The 18440-nt window shown below is 70.0% G+C and carries 19 protein-coding genes and 3 pseudogenes; 15 read left to right on the forward strand and 7 right to left on the reverse strand.

The window, feature by feature from the left end; genetic code table 11:
- From AB0D74_RS41480 to AB0D74_RS41490, 3 genes and pseudogenes are all read left to right on the forward strand, one after another.
- On the forward strand, nucleotides 1–1635 hold a 1635-nt coding region (locus tag AB0D74_RS41480; RefSeq protein WP_362599059.1), incomplete at its 5' end, for a LamG domain-containing protein.
- A 118-nt stretch (nucleotides 1636–1753) separates the two neighbouring features.
- Nucleotides 1754–3043, forward strand: coding sequence for a hypothetical protein (locus AB0D74_RS41485; protein ID WP_362599061.1), 1290 nt, complete (start codon nucleotides 1754–1756; stop codon nucleotides 3041–3043).
- Nucleotides 3044–3261: 218 nt separating this feature from the next.
- Nucleotides 3262–3486 (forward strand): annotated as a pseudogene (locus AB0D74_RS41490) (glyoxalase/bleomycin resistance/dioxygenase family protein); the annotation flags it as partial.
- A gap of 177 nt (nucleotides 3487–3663) precedes the next feature.
- Here the strand turns inward: AB0D74_RS41490 and AB0D74_RS41495 are convergent.
- Nucleotides 3664–3861, reverse strand: a pseudogene (locus tag AB0D74_RS41495) (transposase family protein); the annotation flags it as partial.
- A gap of 22 nt (nucleotides 3862–3883) precedes the next feature.
- Between AB0D74_RS41495 and AB0D74_RS41500 the strand changes: the two are divergent.
- A complete protein-coding gene (locus AB0D74_RS41500; RefSeq protein ID WP_362599062.1) occupies nucleotides 3884–4435 on the forward strand; it encodes a hypothetical protein in 552 nt (183 codons plus the stop codon).
- Between the two features lie 169 nt (nucleotides 4436–4604).
- Here the strand turns inward: AB0D74_RS41500 and AB0D74_RS41505 are convergent, their stop codons facing one another.
- Both AB0D74_RS41505 and AB0D74_RS41510 read right to left on the reverse strand, forming a co-directional pair.
- Entirely contained in the window at nucleotides 4605–5699 is a 1095-nt protein-coding gene (locus AB0D74_RS41505; RefSeq protein WP_362599064.1) for a peptidoglycan recognition family protein, read from the reverse strand.
- A 623-nt stretch (nucleotides 5700–6322) separates the two neighbouring features.
- Entirely contained in the window at nucleotides 6323–6679 is a 357-nt protein-coding gene (locus AB0D74_RS41510; protein ID WP_362599066.1) for a hypothetical protein, read from the reverse strand.
- 209 nt (nucleotides 6680–6888) lie between these two features.
- Between AB0D74_RS41510 and AB0D74_RS41515 the strand changes: the two genes are divergently transcribed.
- From AB0D74_RS41515 to AB0D74_RS41525, 3 genes are all read left to right on the forward strand, one after another.
- On the forward strand, nucleotides 6889–7398 hold the full coding sequence (locus AB0D74_RS41515) for a SigE family RNA polymerase sigma factor (RefSeq protein WP_362599068.1): 510 nt from the start codon (nucleotides 6889–6891) through the stop codon (nucleotides 7396–7398).
- 8 nt (nucleotides 7399–7406) lie between these two features.
- Nucleotides 7407–7820 (forward strand): hypothetical protein, encoded by a 414-nt coding sequence (locus AB0D74_RS41520; protein WP_362599070.1) that lies wholly within the window; start codon nucleotides 7407–7409, stop codon nucleotides 7818–7820.
- A 297-nt stretch (nucleotides 7821–8117) separates the two neighbouring features.
- Complete coding sequence (locus AB0D74_RS41525; protein ID WP_362599071.1) at nucleotides 8118–8486, forward strand: hypothetical protein; 369 nt, start codon at nucleotides 8118–8120, stop codon at nucleotides 8484–8486.
- A 286-nt stretch (nucleotides 8487–8772) separates the two neighbouring features.
- On the opposite strand, the pseudogene AB0D74_RS41530 reads toward AB0D74_RS41525, so the two are convergent.
- The 3 genes and pseudogenes from AB0D74_RS41530 to AB0D74_RS41540 form a co-directional block, all read right to left on the reverse strand.
- A pseudogene (locus tag AB0D74_RS41530) lies at nucleotides 8773–9216 on the reverse strand (hypothetical protein).
- Nucleotides 9217–9402: 186 nt separating this feature from the next.
- Nucleotides 9403–10335: a M56 family metallopeptidase gene (locus AB0D74_RS41535; RefSeq protein WP_362599073.1), complete on the reverse strand. Its 933-nt coding sequence runs from the start codon at nucleotides 10333–10335 to the stop codon at nucleotides 9403–9405.
- An 8-nt stretch (nucleotides 10336–10343) separates the two neighbouring features.
- Nucleotides 10344–10727, reverse strand: a complete 384-nt coding sequence (locus AB0D74_RS41540) for a BlaI/MecI/CopY family transcriptional regulator (protein WP_362599075.1) — start codon at nucleotides 10725–10727, stop codon at nucleotides 10344–10346.
- Between the two features lie 167 nt (nucleotides 10728–10894).
- Between AB0D74_RS41540 and AB0D74_RS41545 the strand changes: the two genes are divergently transcribed.
- From AB0D74_RS41545 to AB0D74_RS41555, 3 genes are read left to right on the forward strand one after another with little or no spacing between them, the layout of a single operon-like run.
- Entirely contained in the window at nucleotides 10895–11470 is a 576-nt protein-coding gene (locus AB0D74_RS41545; RefSeq protein WP_362599077.1) for a TerD family protein, read from the forward strand.
- A 26-nt stretch (nucleotides 11471–11496) separates the two neighbouring features.
- Nucleotides 11497–12072, forward strand: coding sequence for a hypothetical protein (locus AB0D74_RS41550; RefSeq protein ID WP_362599079.1), 576 nt, complete (start codon nucleotides 11497–11499; stop codon nucleotides 12070–12072).
- Between the two features lie 53 nt (nucleotides 12073–12125).
- Nucleotides 12126–12710 carry a TerD family protein gene (locus tag AB0D74_RS41555; RefSeq protein WP_362599081.1) on the forward strand — a complete coding sequence of 195 codons (585 nt, stop codon included), beginning with the start codon at nucleotides 12126–12128 and terminating at the stop codon, nucleotides 12708–12710.
- A gap of 20 nt (nucleotides 12711–12730) precedes the next feature.
- Here the strand turns inward: AB0D74_RS41555 and AB0D74_RS41560 are convergent, their stop codons facing one another.
- The gene (locus AB0D74_RS41560) at nucleotides 12731–12901 is read right to left on the reverse strand and encodes a hypothetical protein (RefSeq protein ID WP_362599083.1); all 171 of its coding nucleotides are present in this window, start codon (nucleotides 12899–12901) and stop codon (nucleotides 12731–12733) included.
- A gap of 163 nt (nucleotides 12902–13064) precedes the next feature.
- Here AB0D74_RS41560 and AB0D74_RS41565 point away from each other — a divergent pair, with 163 nt between their 5' ends.
- From AB0D74_RS41565 to AB0D74_RS41585, 5 genes are all read left to right on the forward strand, one after another.
- Complete coding sequence (locus tag AB0D74_RS41565) at nucleotides 13065–14162, forward strand: TerD family protein (protein WP_362599085.1); 1098 nt, start codon at nucleotides 13065–13067, stop codon at nucleotides 14160–14162.
- Nucleotides 14163–14276: 114 nt separating this feature from the next.
- Nucleotides 14277–14639 (forward strand): metalloregulator ArsR/SmtB family transcription factor, encoded by a 363-nt coding sequence (locus AB0D74_RS41570; protein WP_362599086.1) that lies wholly within the window; start codon nucleotides 14277–14279, stop codon nucleotides 14637–14639.
- A 49-nt stretch (nucleotides 14640–14688) separates the two neighbouring features.
- On the forward strand, nucleotides 14689–17289 hold the full coding sequence (mgtA, locus tag AB0D74_RS41575) for a magnesium-translocating P-type ATPase (RefSeq protein WP_362599219.1): 2601 nt from the start codon (nucleotides 14689–14691) through the stop codon (nucleotides 17287–17289).
- Entirely contained in the window at nucleotides 17283–17945 is a 663-nt protein-coding gene (locus tag AB0D74_RS41580; RefSeq protein ID WP_362599087.1) for a lytic transglycosylase domain-containing protein, read from the forward strand. The genes mgtA and AB0D74_RS41580 overlap by 7 nt, the downstream gene beginning before the upstream one ends.
- 199 nt (nucleotides 17946–18144) lie before the next feature.
- On the forward strand, nucleotides 18145–18417 hold the full coding sequence (locus AB0D74_RS41585; RefSeq protein ID WP_362599088.1) for a hypothetical protein: 273 nt from the start codon (nucleotides 18145–18147) through the stop codon (nucleotides 18415–18417).
- Nucleotides 18418–18440 lie beyond the last annotated feature (23 nt).

An 18440-nucleotide genomic window follows, 5' to 3' on the forward strand; every position in this document is an offset into this window, starting at 1 on the left:
GCCGTCCCCGCGCAGGCCTCGATCACCGACGGGCTGCTCCTGCGGTACAAGCTGGACGAGACGTCCGGCACGGTCGCCCACGACGCCTCCGGCCAGGGACACGACGGCACGGTCAACGGCACCGCCGGCTGGAAGGGCGCCGAAGGGCTGGACTTCAACGGTTCGGACACCTACGTCAAGGTGCCGAACAACATCCTGGCCGGGCTGAACTCCATCACCGTCGACTTCGACGTGTGGATCGACCGGACCATGGGCAAGCCGTACTTCCTCTACGGCTTCGGCAACACCGGCAGCGACGGCAAGGGCAACGGCTACCTGTTCTCCACCGGCAACCAGTTCCGCACGGCGATCACCACCACCAACTCGCACGCGGAACAGCAGACCCGGCCGGGCACCTCGTACCAGCTGGCGCGCGGCATGTGGAAGCACGTCACGTACACGCAGACCGGCAACACCGGCGTCCTGTACGAGAACGGCGTGGAGAAGGCCCGCAACACGTCGGTGACGATCACCCCGGGCGCGATCGGCGGCGGGACGACCACCGCGGACTACATCGGACGCTCGCTGTATTCCACCGACCTGTACTTCAAGGGCCGGATGCGGGACTTCCGCGTCTACAACCGGGCCCTGTCCACCTCCGAGGTACAGGCGGTGGCCACCGGGACCGAGCAGCAATGGGAGCAACTCCAGGCACTGGCCTCGTACAACGGCGCGCTCGCGGCGTTCGACGATCCCGGCATCGGCCCCGTCGTCATCTTCCCGTCGGACTACACCGGCGACATGGACAATCTGCAGCCCCCGCCCGAGTGGACCGACGAGTTCGGGCAGGTTCCCACCGACTGGCCGGATCCCACGACTGCGAAGAGCCCGCTGTTCACTCTCGGTCAGATCACGGACATCGAGGACGCGGTCACCGCACAGGTGCAGCCCGACGGCGACATGACCACCTATCAGCTGAACATGTACTACGACGGGACACGTGACCGCGTGGTGGCCGCGACCAACGCGCCCTCGTCCGTCACCGATCCCCTGGCCACCCAGTTCACGGGCAGGCTCGTCATCGAGAGCTACGTGTCCGACTACGAGACCGTCGGCAAGTGCGCTCCCGAACAGCGGACCGCAGGCACGGTGCTGTCGCCGGAAGCCGGACCCCAGGACGGTTTCCAGGACGCCGCGACAAAACTGCAGTGGCAGCAGGTCCAGGCCCTCGCCGACTACAACTGCGCGCTCGCCGCGTTCAACGACCCCAACATCGGACCGGTGGTCATCTTCCCGTCGGACTACACCGGCGACATCGACGATCTGGCGAAGCCCCCGGGGTGGACTTCGGAGTACGGAGACATCCCCACCGACTGGCCCAGCCCCACCACCGCGAAGAGCCAGTCGTTCACGCTCGCCCAGATCACCGAGATCCAGGACCAGGTTCTCCGCCAGGTCTCGTCGGACGGCGACACGACCGCCTACAACGTCTCCGTCCACTACGACGGTTTGCGCGATCGCGTCGTGGTGGCGACCGACGCCCCGGCTTCCGTCACCGATCCGCTGCTCGCCGCCTATCCGGGCAAGGTCGTCATCGAAGCGCCCGCCGACTCCGCGCCGGCCGACACCGACGGTTCCTCAGCAGTCCTCGGATAGACGACTACCGCGCATCCCTCCCGCCGTCATCGGCGCGAGGCAGAAAGGATCCACGATGAGAAACTCCTTTCCCCGGGTCTCCCACGGGAGAAGACACCGCGGCGGTCGCCGAACGCGGATGAGATATCTGGTCGCGACACTGGCGCTGGCCATGCTGGCGTGCCTGGTCGCCTCCTTCTCGACACCGCAGCGCGCCTCGGCGGCCGTCGAGGACTACCGGCCTGCGACCTACAACATGCAGGGCGGCATGAGCGCCGGCCAGAGCAAGTGGACCACCGACCTCCCGCAGATCATGAACGCCGGTTACAACGTGATCGCCCTCCAGGAGGCGGGACCCCAGCCACCGGCGTCCGCCCGTCTGACGTGGACGTCGCCCTATCTCTCGGGCAACGACCACTGGAGAGGCTGGCGCGTCTACGAGTACGAATGGGACCCGTACCCGAACCGCATCAATCCGCCGTGGCACATCTACTGGGTGCGCACCGACTTCAGCGGTCCGGCGGGCGTCAACGGCGGCCGGGTGAACCTGGCCATCCTGACAACGTTCGACGCCGCCGAAGCCTTCGTCGCCCGTCCCGCGTTCTGGGGATCGAACGGCCTTCCGACCTCCCGTCCCGCCCTCGGTATCAGACTGGGGCAGACGCTCTTCTTCAGCGTGCACGCGGTCTCGGGCAACGGTGCCGGAAATGACGGCCCAGGTCTGCTGAATCAAATCTCGGCGCTGGCCGGGACACGCATATGGGCCGCGATGGGTGACTGGAACCGCGAACCGGACGACCTCGCCATACGCCGTGGCTGGCACAGGTACAGGACCAATGGCGCTACCCACATGAGCCTGGTCGCGGGCCGGACGGTGAACAGGGAACTCGACTATATGGTGTCGAACGAGCGCATCGCCGGCTACGGCGGAGTCGCACACGGCTACGGCTCCGACCACATGGCCGTCATGTTCCGCCGTTTGGCTGCGAGCGCCGGTGTGCAACTCCTCAACTCACACGACGGAAACCGCGCCATGGAGTTCCGCACCAACGTCAATGGCACCTACATGGTTGTAGGAAATGCGTCCGCGGCAGGCAGGTACGGCCACTGGCGGTTCCAGCCTGCGGGCAGCGGATTTTACAGAGTCGTCAATGTCTCCACCGGGAGTTGCTGGAGGGACAGTGGCGGCAGCATCCTCCAGTGGGACTGCAACACCAACAGCGATGAGCTGTTTGATCTCAACTACTGGAACGACACCGGCCAGTTGCAGATCCGTGCGAAGAACCGGAACACCTGCGTGGGAGACGACACCCAGTTCGGTTACGGTTCGATGATCGTCACAACCGCCAGCTGCAGCGGCGGCGAAACGCGCCTCAACTTCAAGTTCGACTACGACCCCGGCCCGAACGCACCACTCGTCGTGTTCTGATCGGCAGGAGATCCACCCGCCGACGGCAGCATGCCGACACCGCGCCCAGAAAAGGCGGTTCACGGCATGCTGCCGCGCGAGGACCAGCGGGCCCGCCGCGCGGACGGCACGACGCTCAGCCTGCCCCGGCTGCCGCAGGGTGTCCACCTCCCGCGACGTGGCCGTCACCGCCGAACTCGTCGACCGGAGGCCGGTACGGGCCCTGTCGTTCACCGGTCGGGCTCGCCACGTTCGAGGAGAACGACACCTCCTGCTGCTACGCCCTCCAGGACAAGGTCTGGGTCCACGGCCCCGGCAAGGAGCCCTGGGAGGTCCACGTCGTCAAGGCCGACACCGACCAGACGGGCAAGGGCCCCGCACTCGAAGGCGGAGGCAACTGGTGCGCCGACCAGCCGGCAGCCGAAGCCGCGCCGACGGCCGCGGGCTGCGCGTGCGGCACCTGAGCATCTCCTTGTCGTCGCCGCCGGCTCCGTGATCAGCGCGATCAAACTTCGATGACACGAACCTGCGCTCGTCAAGGTTCGATGACACGTGATCAAACTTCGGTCACACGGGACACTCGGGCGGGGCAGGCCGGCGGCACGGCCCCCTCGCCTGTCCGGCGAGGGCGAGGTTGTGCATGAGACACCGAACAGCGGAGCGAGCTGCCGCAAGGTCAGGTTCGTTCGCCAGTAGGCCGTGACCAGCAATACCCGGTCCTCCAGTGGCAGACTCCACGGTCGGCCTCGGTGGATCACATCTGCTCCATCGCGCCGCAGCGTGGTCAGCAGCTTGCCGAAGCAGGCATGCCCACAGCTACGCTGATCGAGGCAGTCCACGTATGCAAAACCGGGGGAAACCGTGAACCGACCACTGCTGTTCCTCGACGTGGACGGGCCACTCAACCCCTACGCGGCCAAGCCGGAGAGGCGTCCCGACGGTTACACCACACTCCGGGTCCCCCGGAACGACACCCGTCAGGACGACACGGGCCTGTCGTCCCGACGACGCCCCCTGCGGGTCTGGCTCAACCCCGAGCACGGACGAATCCTGCTCCGGCTCGGCTTCGAGCTGTGCTGGGCCACCACATGGATGGACGATGCCAACCGATGGATCGCGCCGGTCCTCGGCCTTCCGGAACTTCCCTTCGTGAACTTCGGCGACGTCCTGCTTCAAGAACGCCCCGATGGAGTCCACTGGAAGACCGGGCCGTTGGTGGACTACGCGGACGGCCGTCCTTTCGCCTGGGTGGACGACGAGCAGAGCGAGTTGGATCAGACCTACGTGACCGCGCACCACCAAGGGCTCGGGCTCCTCCACCACGTCAACCCACGGATCGGCCTCCGGGAGAACGACTTCCACACACTCGCCGGCTTCGCCCGATCCCTGGACGCCTCACGAACCACCGGCTGAACACCTCGCCAGCTCTGCAAGCCGCTACGCACTCGGAGCCAAGATCATTGGGGGGTGCTGATCGGCGCGCGCACTCCGGCCGGGCGCCCGCTCCTGAGCCGACCGCCCGAGGGCGTCCGCCGGGTCGGACGCCCTCCTCGCTGTGGGTGGTCGGCCGGGCGGCCCCGGGTCAGCTGCTGGAGCGCGCTGCCGCGACGTCCTGGCGCAGGGCGGGCAGGTCGCCGTAGAACGTGGTGCCGGGGCACTCGGTGGCCAGCCAGTCGCGGTGGCCGCTGATCATCTGGACGTCCCTGGTGACGCCGTTGACGGGGTTGACGAAGGTGACGGCAGCCTCGGGGTCGAGGTCGTGGTAGTCGGCCAGCGCTGCGAGCAGCTTGGTCAGCGACGCACGGGCCGCGGCGGTCGGCGCCTGGCTCTCGAAGGTGCCGAGTACGGCGATGCCGAGGTTGCCGGAGTTGAAGCCGGAGGTGTGGAAGGCGGTCACCATCTTCCCGTCGGCGTTGTGGGCCGGGATGCCGTCCGTGCCCGAGTAGCGGCCCTCGTAGACGAGACCGGCCTCGTCGACGAGGAAGTGGTACCCGATGTCCCCCCAGTCGTTGGTGATCGCGTGCAGGTAGTAGTACGCGCGGATGGTGGCGGCCGGGTCCAGGTCGCCGTTGGCGCCTGCGGTGTGATGCACCGTCAGGGTCTGGGCCGGGTAGTAGGTCTGGGGCGAGTTCTCGGTGCCGTCGGCCTTGAAGCGGAGGGACTCGTCGGCGCCCCAGCCGGCCCGGGTGATGAACTCGACGCCCCGGAACGACGCCGTCTCGGTGGCCACGGAGACGGCGACGGTGGGGCCGTTGACCGTGTCGATGGCGGTGGAGCGTATGCCGGTCGCGCCGTCCGGCATCTTCAACTCGTAACCCGCGGCCCCGCCGGCGGGCACCAGCACCCTCACGCTCTTCGCCGGTTCACCGGTGTCCGCGTCGGACCCGGCGGCGCAAACCGGCGTCAGCGGCTGCCACGCACCCGGCTTGCCGGCCTGGTCGAGCATCCTGATCGCGGCACCGCGCCGGGCGCCGGTCCAGGTGACTCCGACGTATTCGACGGGGAAGCCCGGCTTCGCGGACTTGGCCGCCGCGCCCGTGAACGTCTTCGCCCGGGTGCCGGGAACCGCCTTCTGCCGTGTTGTGGTGCTGACGGGTGCGGCCGAGGCGATCACCGGGGCCGCGACGGCGACGCCGGCTGCGAGACCGGCCGCTCCGAGGACGGTACGACGGGTCATGGCGCGCTTCTTGTGACGCAAGGACTGATCCTTTCGGGTCGTTCCGACGTGGCAGAAGAAGTGCTGATTCATCGTCAGTTCCCGTGACTCCAGCACCAGTTGAGAACATCTGCCACTCGTGTCTCACTTCTTAGTACGTTTCACGCCGGGATCCGGTGGCGTGAGCTGCGGCACAGTCCGGTCCCGAGCCATGGCCAACCGTGCACGAGGTCGTTAGTGAAGACGCCCAAAGCAGGACATGAAGCAAACTCGCATACTGAAAACGCCATGTGCACGCCCGCTGAGTAACTGGCTCCGTTGCGATGCCCCGACCAGCAATGGCCGGCTGTTCTGCCACGTCTACAAACGTGGCGACCGTAGGACGGACCAGTTCGTGCGGGGCTGAACGTATGGTTTCGTTGCCGCGCCGGAGTCGGGTCACACCGTCTGGGTCGGACGGCTGAGCACCGTACGCCCGGGGCCCGCTGATCATGCGACGCTCGTCACGCTGTCCAACTGCGCTGCCTCGTCGAGCGGTTGAGGCATGCCAGGCCAATCCTCACCGCGTATGAGGGCTGAGCGAGTGTCCCTCTCGGGGCCGGGCGCATGCCCGGCCCCGAGAGGGGTGGGTGATCCTCGGCGGATCAGCCCACCGCGTTCGCCCGCTCCTGCGGGGTCAACTCCCAGTAGGGGCGGCTGTCCTTCGCATTGGGGTGCGCCGGCTCCGCCGCACCGCCACCCGAGGGGCCGGCTTCCTGCGCGCCGTGGGCTTCCTGCGCACCGCCACCCGAGGGGGCGGCTTCCTGCGCGCCGTTACCGGCTGGGGTGGCGGTGTCGGCGCGGTCCGCGGACGGGGCGGAGTGGGAGGCGGGGGTCGCGGCGGCAGCGTCGTGAGCGGTGGCCGCCGAGGCGATGCCGGCCGTGCCCGCGGCGGCCAGGACGGTTCCGGCGGCGATGCTGTACAGCCGGCGCTGCTTCTGCGAGATCTTGCGGTGCTTCAACGGTTTTCCTCTGTTCGGGTGTCAGGTCTCTGGATCGGGGGCCGCCGTATGACAGCGAGGAAGCCCTCGTGTGACAGAAGTACGGGCACGGGCGAAAACGGGTTGCACCCGGCGGCAGAAGGAATCTTCCTGCCGCGCCGTGCAACCCTGCGGGCCCGATCTCCGTATGTAGGACCGGTGGGATGATGCGCAAGCGGAGGTCAGCAAGGGTGAGGGAAGCAGTCCGGGAACGGGAGTTCCGGGAATTCGCCGAGAGCCGGCAGGCACAGCTCCGACGCAGCGCCTACCTGTTGTGCGGGGACTGGTACCAGGCGCAGGACCTGACCCAGACCGCCTTGATGAAGCTCTACGTGGCCTGGGGACGGGTCAGCCGGGACGGCAACGTGGACGCCTACGCACGCACCATCCTCACCCGGACCTTCATCGACCAGCAGCGCAAGGGAGGCTGGCGCGAGGAGTCGGTGAGCGAGCCGCCCGATCTGACCGCAGGCGTGCCGGTCGCACCGGAGCTGCGGATGATGATGCAAGAGGCGCTCATGGAGCTGCCGCCCCGTTACCGGGCTGTGCTGGTCCTGCGATTCTGGGAGGACTGGACCGTCGAGCAGACGGCACATGCGCTACGGGTGACTCCGGGGACGGTGAAGAGCCAGAGCGCCCGGGGGCTCGCCCGGCTGCGTGCCATCGTCGAGAACATGAACAGTGAAGGGACGGCCAGGTGAGGCTGGACATGGACGAGCGCGACGACGACGCCCTGCACGCCGCCTTCCAGGAATTCCTCGGCGCACGGCCGGAACCGCCCCTGCCCAGCGTCGTCGACGCGGCCGTGACCGGTGGCCGCCGCATCCGGCGCCGTCGCCTGGTGTTCGCCGCAGTTGGCACGCTCGCGGTCGTGGCCTGCACGGTCACCGTAGCCACCACCCTGCCGGGGGCAGGCACGCGACACAGCCCGCAGCCCGTCACCCCGGCCGCAACTCTCCCTGCGGCGCCCAGCCCGACCACAGCCGCGCCGCAGGACGCGAACCCCCCGGGCGGCGCGCAGCCCGCGGAGAACACGGCTACTGGCACAGGGGCGGCATCGCAGGACTCGAACGGCGCCGCCGAACCCGCCCCCACAAGGACACAACACCCCGGCAACCGGTAGACAACCGGGACGCGCCCCATCCCCCGCAGCCGTCGACAAAACGCGCCCGCCCGCCGAGCCGCTTGCGGAGGTGCAGCCGGGGGTCGGCTCTGGGTAGCCGTGGTGATTTCTCACGTGGTACTGCCGGCGCCTCAAGAAACTCAGCGTGTGGTATTTGCAGGCTCGTTGAAGTGGGGTGAAGTGGCCAAGGTATGGCCTGGCGGTGCCACGTTCCGGCGCGGCTGAACAGCCATATGCATCGAATTGAAGAGAAGCGGCACCCAGTCCTTGACCCGGTGGAGGTACGGACGGAAGGCCGTGGACCGGGCGGGCCGCGAACGCGTCTACGCGTCGATCACCGGACAACGGGACACCGTCGAGGTCTCGCCGCGCTGTCTGTCTGAAGATGAGCGGATCGTCATCGCCGACCTGCTCAGAGCCAGGAAGTCCGTGCGCCGCGCCCGCTCGGAGGAAGGCAAGATACGGCGCGATCCGGAGCTGAAGGAGTTCATCCAGCAGCACCTGGACCGGCGTTGGAGCCCTGAGCAGATCAGTCAGGTCCTGCGCTCGGCCTGCCCGGACGAGCCGGACCGCCACCTCGCGCACGAGACCGTCTACCAGGCGATCTACCTGCCGCACCGCGGCGGCCTGGAACGCAAGCCCGGCGTGCTTCGCTCGGACAGGTAGCCGCTGCCGAGGTCGCTCTGATCGAGCAGGCGGGACGTGAGCGCGGCCGAGGAGAGGGCGGTCGTCTCCCGGACGCCGTTGGACGGCTTTCCTGTCCGGGTAACGGAGGGGGCTTGTGCTGGTCCCCGGTGGTGTCGGTGGAGCAGGCGGGCAGGACGAGGAGGGCGGCGGTGATGCCGAGGGCGGTGGTGGCGACGCGAACGCGCATGACGTACTGACCCCTTGGTGCTGGGCGACGTGCGGTCAGTGCGGGCGCGCGGGCCCGGTGGGGTCGTAGGAGTGGTGGTCAGTGCCCGAGGTGGCGCAGGCAGTCCTCGAACGTGGCGTGTGTCGCGTCCGCCGGTCCGGAGTGCCGGTTGTACCAGGCGGTGTCGATGCGGGTCTCCTGCTACTGGTGGCCTGCCCGGCAGCGCAGCCGGATCTGGCCGAGGGGGGAGAGGATGAGCCAGTCCCGGTATGCGCCGCACTCGGCGCAGGCGGTCATCTCGCCGTCGAGGACGAGGGGCTGCTTCCACGGCATCATCGTGCCGTCGACCTGGTCGTGGCTCGGCACCCGCAACTCGGGCGGGAGGAAGTCGTCCACGGCGGCGGCCGGTTCGGCGAGCTGCGGCTCGGGCGCCGGTACTCCGATGCCGGGTGGGACCTGGCCGTGCAGCCGTGCCTGCAGGTCAGCGAACTGCCTCTGAGTCTCGCTCAGCTCCTTGGCCTGGCGGCGTATCCGGTGCAACACCCTTGTGTCCTCCTCGATCTCGGCACCTCGTCCCGCGCCTTTCGTGATCGTGCCCCACGCCCCCAGCGGTTTGAATTCACAAAGTCCACAGTCCTCTTCGCCCAGGTCAGCTGGGATGTTCAGGCATCTCGGCTGTCCGGAGGACGAGTTGGCGACGGAAGTTGACTGCGCGCCGAGACGCCGGCGCTACAGCGGTGTGGCCGCGTAGAGCAGGAACAGCAGGGTGAGCGCCGAGTTCGCGGAGAAGGTGGCGGACAGCACGGCGCCTGCCGCGGCCGTCCACATGGCCAGCCCCGCGGTGGTGAACAGGGACGGCCAGGTGCTTGTGACGGGCGGCGGGCCGAGCAGGGCTGCCACGCGTCGGGGGAGCGGGCCCGGCGAGGCCAGGCCGGCGAACGTGGGGGCGGGGGTGCCGCGCGAGACGAGCGCCGCCGCACCGATCGCCCGGGCGACCGTCCGGCGGCTGCCCACGGTCTGCGCCGCCTCCTCGTCCGCCCAGCGTTCGGCCGTGTAGGTGACGGCGGTCCGCAGTGGCAGCAGGAACGGGTTGGCGCGGGCGGCCAGTTGGGCGAGCAGCAGATACCGGTGGTGCCGGGCTCTGAGGTGGGCGCGCTCATGGGCGAACAGGGCGCGACGCTCCCGTGAGGTCAGCTGGGCGAGCATCCCCGTGGACACCACGATGCGGTCGCGCGGCCCGCCCGGCAGCGCGTAGGCGTAGGGCTGTGGGTCCGGCAGGACCGCGACCTCGGAGCCCGGCAGACCTCGCAGGGCCTCATGAGCTCGCCCCCGCACCCGGCGGTGGTGCGAGAGTGCCCGCGCACTACCGATGAGAACTGCGAGCAGTGCCGGGATCGCCGCTTTCCCCGCGATCTCGTGGCGCGGCACGCTTTCGCGCACCTCGGGGTCCGACCAGCCGTCCGGGAGCGGGTTTCCCGGCAGTTGCGCGGTGCCGACCACCATCAGCAGGGCCAGGCACACCGTGCTGCACAGGGCCATCACGGCGGCGACCGTGGTGAGCAGCACGGTGGCGGCACGGGGATCCAGCCGCTGTTCGCCCAGCCGCGCTATCGGCCACGCGGTCAACGGCAGTACGAGCGGAAGGAAGACGAAGATGCCCACGGACGCGCTCAGTCCCCGTCACCGGCGTCGCGCAGCAACTCCCGCAGCAACTGCTCGTCGTCCTCCGGCAAGGTGGTGATGAAACTCGCCAGCACCGCCCGCCGGTTCTGCTCGCCGTCCAGGACCCGGCGCATCTTCAGTGCGGCGAGGCCCGCCTCGTCGGCGGCCGGCATCCACACGAACGACCGGCCTTCGCGTCTGCGGGTGACGGCGTTCTTCGCCAGCAGACGGGCCAGCACCGTCATCACGGTGGTGTAGGCGAGGTCGGCGGCCAGCCGGTCCTGCACCCAGCCCGCCGTGACCGGGCTCCCGGCCGCCTGCAGTGCCGCGAGTACCTGTGTCTCCAGGGCACCCTGTGCCCTGCGCGGGCTGCGTGGATCCGGCTCGGCCACGCGCGCCTCCTTCTGCCCGGTCCGCTCCCCGGCTTCTCGTGCCAGGGCGCGTCACATCGTACAAAGCGGGACCCGTGCCGCCCGCCGCCAACTTCTACAGTGTTGTAGATTTTAGCTCGGGGTCCGTGCCGCGGATCCCGAACCAACGGTGTGTGGAGGGACGAAGCATGGGTGTTTCCCTGTCCAAGGGCGGCAATGTGTCGTTGAGCAAGGAGGCTCCGGGGCTCAGTGCCGTGGTCGTGGGACTGGGCTGGGACGTGCGGACCACCACCGGCGCCGACTTCGACCTGGACGCGTCCGCGCTGCTGCTGAACACCTCGGGCCGGGTCGTCTCCGACCAGCACTTCGTCTTCTACAACAACCTCAAGAGCCCGGACGGTTCGGTGGAGCACACCGGCGACAACCTCACGGGCGAGGGTGAGGGCGACGACGAGAGCCTGAAGGTGGCGCTCACCGCCGTACCCGCCGACGTCGACCGCATCGTCTTCCCGGTCTCGATCCACGACGCCGATGCCCGGGGGCAGAGTTTCGGGCAGGTCCGCAACGCGTTCATCCGGGTGGTGAACCAGGCCGGCGGCGCCGAACTCGCCCGCTACGACCTGTCCGAGGACGCCTCCACCGAGACCGCGATGGTCTTCGGAGAGCTGTACCGGAACGGCGCGGAGTGGAAGTTCCGCGCGGTGGGCCAGGGCTACGCGTCCGGACTGGCCGGTATCGCCGCGGACTTCGGAGTCGGCGTCTGAGCCGACGACATACACCAGGAACCCGTGTGAGCGGCGCACCCGGTCTCCGGCCGGAGGACCGGGCGGACTTCGAGGCGGTGCTGCGGCTGGCGCTGGACACCGCCGACGTCCGGTCGGTGCTGCGTACCGATCCCAGCGGCAGGGCCGCCGAGCGGCTGAGGGACTGGTCGCTGGCGGCGGCGGAGGAGATCTCGGCCGCCGCCGGCGACGAGTACCGCGACTATCTCGACGCCCGCGCGACCGCCGCCCGGGCCCCCGGCGAGCGGACCGGCGGAAACACCGTGTGGCCGCTGCTCGCGGTGCTCACGCCGCTGGTGTCCGCCGGCGCGGGGGCGGTGCTCCTGCTGGTCGGATACGGGCTCCGTCTGGCCCGCGTGGCCACGGAATTCGCCGCCTCGGTCGCGTTCGCAGGGTGGGTTCTCGCCGGGACCGGTGTCGTGGCCGGGTGCGCCGGCCTGTCGGCGCTGCTGCGCACTGCCCTGCGTGGACCCGGACGCGGCGGCGATGTGGTGCGGGCCAGGGAGAAGTGGCGGCAAGTGCTGCTGGAGCGCGGCCTGCTGCCTTACGTCCGCCGCAACCTCCCCGAATCCCTGACCCGCTGACCGGCCCCGAACGGCCGCACGATGCCAAGCGAGAGAAAGCGAGACGAGAACCCATGTCGGTCAATCTGAGCAAGGGCCAGCAGATCAGTCTGAGCAAGTCGGACGGGAGTTCACTGAGCGCTGTCCGTATGGGCCTGGGCTGGCAGGCCGCCCCGCGCAAGGGCTTCCTGGCGAAGCTTGCCGGTGCCCGGGAGATCGATCTGGACGCCTCGGCAGTGCTGTTCGCCGGAGGCCAACCTGCCGACGTCGTGTTCTTCCAGCACCTGGCCAGCGACGACGGTTCGGTACGGCACCTCGGCGACAACCTCACCGGCGGTACCGTGGCCGGAGCGGACGACGAGGTGGTCCTCGTCGACATGGGCCGGGTTCCCGCGCACATCGACCAGATCGTCTTCACGGTCAACTCGTTCACCGGACAGACCTTCGCCGAGGTCCAGAACGCGTTCTGCCGGCTGGTCGACGAGACCACCGGACAGGAACTCGCCCGTTACACCCTGAGTGGAGGCGGAGCGCACACGGCGCAGATCATGGCGAAGCTCTACCGGGACGGTGCCGGCTGGCAGTTGCGGGCCATCGGCGAGCCCGCCGCCGGGAAGACATTCCAGGATCTGCTGCCTGCCATCGCCGCCCACCTGTGACCGGGTGGCGACCGCCCCGCTCAGTCGCGTGAGTTGCCGAACAGCAGCCGGCAGTCGACGAGGAGGACCGGGGAACCGGCGATCGCGGCGCCGATGAGGGTGGTGCCGATCAGGCCGCCCGGGTCGCGGCCGGGCAGCAGGACCTGGGCGACGGCTCCGGCGAACAGGCCAAAAGTTGCTCGGTTGCGCAACTCCAGGCATATATCTGCGAGGATGACGGACGGCGAGCAGCCACTGAAGGCAAGCCGTCGAGGTTCTGTCACCTCGCCAAGACATCTGCGCAAGCAGCGAACTGGAAGGGACATCGATCGCATTGATCGAGAGGGACACGGGAAGCGGCTGCGGAGGAGGCACATGAGCACGCCACTGACCAAGGGCGGCAACGTGTCGCTGAGTCGTGAGGCCCCGGGTCTGACCGCGGTGACCGTGGGACTGGGGTGGCAGGCGAACACCGGCTACGACCTGGACGCCAGCGCCTTGCTGTGCGACGCGTCCGGCACCGTGCCGTCCGACGACTGCTTCGTCTTCTTCAACAACCTCACCAGCCCGGACGGTTCGGTCCGCCACACCGGCGGCGGCAGCCCCGTCGACGGCGACGACCAGCGGATCCAGGTCGACCTCTCCAGAGTCCCCGACCGGGTGACGAAGATCGTCTTCCTCGTGTCCCTCTACGAGGGCGCGGCCCGCGGCCAGGGCTTCGGAGAGGTGCACCGCGCCCACATCCGCGCCCTCGACCAGGAGTCGGGAGCCGAACTCGCCCGCTACGACCTCGCGTCCGCCGTCCTGTCGAACGAGACGGCACTGGTTTTCGGCGAGCTGTACCGGCACGGCGCCGCATGGAAGTTCCGCGCGGTGGGCCAGGGCTATGCCTCCGGACTCGCCGGAATCGCGGCCGACTACGGCGTGGACGTCCTGCGCGAGAGCGCTCCGCCCCCGGCTCCCAGCGCCCCGTTGCCGGTGGACGCTCCGGTTCCGGCGTACGTGCCGCCCACGCCCCCCACCCCGACCGTCGTATCGCCTCTTCCTCCGCTTCCGGCGTACGCCCCTGCCCCGCACCCCACAGGGAGCTCCTCCATGACGTGCTTCTTCGATCCTCAGCACGGCCCCGGTGGGACCACCGTGACCTGGTCCCCGCAGTGGGGCGTCCCACGACCGGTCCAGGCGTGCGGCGGCTGCGCACAGCGGGTGCAGACCACACCGCCGCCGTTCTACACACCGCCCCAGCAGGGGTATCCGCAGATGGCACCGCAGGGTTATCCGCAGCAGGGCGGTTACGCGCAGCCCTACGGCGACCACCACGACCACGGGCAACAGCAGGGCGGCGGGCGCCGGTTCGGTGCCGGCGCGCTGATCGGTGCCGGCGCGGCCGGTCTGGTCGGCGGAGCGCTGCTCAACGAGGCTTTCGACGACGACGAACCCGACGTGATCGTCAACAACTACTACGAGGACTGACCGGTCGACTGCGCTCCGGCCCCGCATCCACGGCGAGGCCGGGCGCCTACACTGGGTGGGCGCGTGAACGTCCACCGTGACATTGCGTGACGACGCAGAGGAAGAGGGCGGGCTGTGGCGGGGAAGGCCGGTGGCGTCGAGGATCCCTCCGCCGAGGTACTGGCGGACGCGGCCGAGGCGTTCGGTCTGCTCGCTTCGGCGGCCCGGCTGCACCTCATGTGGGCGCTGTCCCAGGGCGAGAGCGATGTCACGCACCTCGCCGACCGGGTGGGCGGCGCGCTGCCGGCCATCAGCCAACACCTGGCCAAGCTGAAACTCGCGGGTCTCGTGCAGGCCCGTCGCGAGGGGCGGCGGCAGGTCTACTACGTGGACGATCCGGACGTCGTGACCGTGGTGCGCGTCATGGTCGGCCAGCTGATCGTGCGTTCGCGCCAGGCGGCGGCGCCGGGGCACGGGCGGCGCGGGACCGGTGGCTGAGACCACTGCGGTTTCGGGGCAGGGCGCCGATACGCCCGGTCCCGAGGCCCTGCCGACGGCCGGCGGCAAGGAATCCGGACGGGGGGATGCCGTCGTACCGACGGTTCTCGCCGTGCTGCGCGGGCTGGACAGTGGTCCGCGCGGACTGACCGAGGCCCAGGCCGAGGAACGGTTGCTCGGGTCCGGCGAGAACACGGTTCAGGACACCCGCGGGGCCTCCTGGCCCCGGCTGTTCGTCCGGAGCCTGCGGGACCCCTTCACCGCGGTGCTGGCCTGCCTGGGCCTGGTCTCGGCGGTGGTCTTCGCCTGGGGGACCGCCTCGGTGATCCTGCTGCTGGTCGTGGTGAGCTGCGTGCTGCGCGCCACCGGTGAGCACCGGGCCGACCGGTCCATGGCCGGATTGCGTGAGCTGGTCGCCACCACCGCCTCCGTGCTGCGACGCCGGGACGACGACACCGAGCCCGTCTGCCGCGAGATCCCGGTGGCCGAGCTGGTCCCCGGCGACATCGTCCGCCTGGGTCCGGGCGACCTGGTTCCCGCTGATGTACGGCTGCTGCGCGCCAGCGGTCTGACGGTGCACCAAGCGGCGCTGACGGGCGAGTCGGCGCCGGTCCGCAAGCATGCCGCCGATCCGCCTGGCGCGACCGGTACCGGGGCCGGCACCGGGGTGTTCGAGCAGCCGCAGCTCTGCTTCCAGGGCAGCAGCGTCGCCTCGGGCAGTGCGACGGCGGTGGTCACCGAGACGGGCGCGCGTACCAGGTTCGCCGGTGCGCGGGCCGGGACGGTACGGCATGCGGCGAGCGCGTTCGACCGTTCCGTGCACGGCATCGCGTGGATCCTGATCCGGTTCATGCTGCTCACCCCGCCGCTGGTCCTCATGGCCAACGCGGCCCTGCGCGACCGGGGCCTGGAGACCCTGCCCTTCGCCGTCGCCGTGGCGGTCGGGCTGACCCCTGAGATGCTGCCGGTCCTCGTCACCACCTGCCTGGCCCGTGGCGCCGCGCTGCTCGCCCGCGCCTACGGGGTGATCGTCAAGCGGCTGCCCGCGCTGCACGACATCGGCGCGATGGACGTGCTGTGCCTGGACAAGACCGGCACCCTCACCCAGGACCGCCCCCTCGTCGACCGCGCCCTCGGCCCGGACGGCCGGGACGACCCCGACGTCCTGAACTGGGCCGCCGTCAACGCCTGGTGGACGCTGCAACTCGCCGACCTGCCCGTCCCCGACGCCCTCGACGAGGCACTCCTGGACACCGCCGACGAGGACGACCTCATGGCGTACGACGGCACGGCGGCCGTTCCCTTCGACCCGCTGCGCCGGCTCGCCACCGCCGTCGTCCGCACCCCGGGCCGGCTCGGCACCCACACCCTGGTGGTGAAGGGAGACGTCGAGGCCGTACTCGAACGCTGCGTACTCGACGAGGACGAGCGGACCCGGCTGCGCGCTCTCGCCGCGCGCCAGGCCGAAGACGGCCTGCGGGTGCTCGCGGTCGCCACCGCCGAACGCCCGGCCCGCACCAGCCCCTACACCCCGGCCGACGAACGCGGCCTCGACTTCCGCGGCCTGGTCACCCTGCGGGACGCGCTGGCGCCCACCGCCCCCGAGGCGCTGGGTGTCTTCGCCGACCGGGGCGTCACCGTCAAGATCCTCACCGGCGACCATCCCGGTACCGCCGCCCGTGCATGCCGTGACCTGGGACTCCCCGTCACCGTGGACCAGGTGCTCACCGCCGACCGCGTCGACGGCCTCACCCACGCCGAACTCGCCGCGCTGGCCCGCGGAACGACCGTCTTCGCCCGCTGCACCCCCGACCACAAGGCCCGTATCATCCGTGCCCTGCGCGCCGACGGGCATACCGTCGGCTTCCTCGGGGACGGCGTCAACGACCTGCCGGCCCTGCACACCGCGGACGTGGGCATCGCCCCGCGCGAGGCCGCCGACGTGACCCGCGAGACCGCCGACGTGGTCCTCGCCGAGAAGGATCTCACCGCGATCGCCCACGCCGTCACCGCGGGCCGGCGCGCCAGCGGCAACATCGCCACCTATCTGCGCGTCACCCTGTCCTCCAACCTCGGCAACGTCATCGCCATGCTCTGTGCGGGTCTGCTGCTGCCGTTCCTGCCGATGCTCCCGGCCCAGGTCCTCACCCAGAACCTGTGCTTCGACGCCGCCCAGCTCGCCTTCGCCTACGACCGTCCGCGCTCCTCGGCGCTGGGTCGGCCGACCGTGCTCGGCCCCCGCGACCTGCTGCGCTTCATCACCGGTTTCGGGGTGCTCAACGCTGCCGCCGACCTGGCCACCTTCGGTGTCCTCGCGCTCGCCCTGCACGGGCTGGGTACCGCCGTGGACGAGGCGGGGTTCCATTCCGGCTGGTTCACCGAGAACCTGCTGACCCAGGCCCTGGTCATGCTGATGCTGCGGCCGGGTCGAGCCGGTGCCGGATGGCGCAGACCCGGATCGGTGGCCTGTGCGGCAGCGGCCCTGGCCGTGACCGGACTACTGCTGCCGCCGTCCCCGCTCGGACCGCCCCTCGGCCTGACCGCCCTCCCGGCGGTCTACTATCTGCTGCTCGTGGCCGTTCTCGTGCTCTACGCCGCCGGACTGCTCGCCGCCAGGGCCCGGTACGAGCGACGAGGCCCGGCATGGTGAGGCGCCGGCGCTGGATCACCGTGGCGGTCCTGGCCCTCGCGCTGTACATCATCGTCAGGGCGGCCCACACCCAGCAGGGCGACTCCCCGCACCCGTCCGGGACCGCCACGCCCACCGCGACCCCCTCGACGGCCTCGGCCTCGCCGTCCGCCTCGCGGTCCTCCTCCTCGTACGACCCCGCCAGCTACGCCCTCCAGGTCCGTACCCGGGCCCGCCAGACCGGCGTCAGCGCCCAGTTGCTGATGGCGATCCTCTACAACGAGGCGTACAAACCGCACGACGCGGCCTTCGAGCGCGCCTGGCAGAGGTACAAGCCGGACGCCGCCTTCGGGATCGCGAACATGCACCGGGCCACCTTCGACGAGGTCAAGCGGGGCCGTGACTTCGCGAACCGGAGCTGGGAGTCCCTGCCCGACGACAGGGACCTGGCCATCGAGGCCGAAGCCTGGTACCTGCACGACCTGTCCACACGTCTGCCCGCCACCTGGTCCGCCTCGTACACCAGGGACGAGCTGCTGGCCCTCGGCTACAACACGGGCCCGGCCAACATGCTCGCCTTCGCCCGCGGCGCCTCTCCGGGCAGTCAGGCCCGGTCCTATCTGGACGAACTGCGCGCCAACTGGGCCAAGGCGGGGAGCGCCGTCGACACGGCCTGACGCACCACGGGGCGGCTCGGTGAACACAGCGGTGGGTCGCGACCGATGCCCTGCCGCCTCCTGGTGCGGGATGGTTGGATTGCAGGATTGCGCAATAATGGAAGTCGGCAGAAGTCGGCAGAAGTCGGCGGAAGTCGGCGAAGTCGGTCCTGTTGTCGGGGGAGGAAGGGCGTGCATGCCGCACGGGGACATTCGGCGAGTGCGTGAAGAGAATCTGCGGCTGGGCGTCGCCCTGGCGGAGGTCGAAGGTCTGTACTCGGCCTTGCTGAGGGCCGGCTCGCCGGGCAAGCGTCGGCGGCTCCGCGCGGAGTTGGCCCGTGCGGCCGGCCGGCTTGCGGAGCTGGCCACCCCTCCGCCGGGATCACCGTCCATGGCTGCAAGCGTGCCGCGCTCGCGATGGGGACGGCGCAGGGTCCTGGCCGAGCGCGGCGCCGCGTGGATCGCCGCCCGCTACCGGCGAGATGCGCCCTGATGGCGGCGTGGTGTCCGGCCAAT

Source organism: Streptomyces sp. NPDC048278 (assembly GCF_040652195.1).
Lineage (GTDB): Bacteria > Actinomycetota > Actinomycetes > Streptomycetales > Streptomycetaceae > Streptomyces.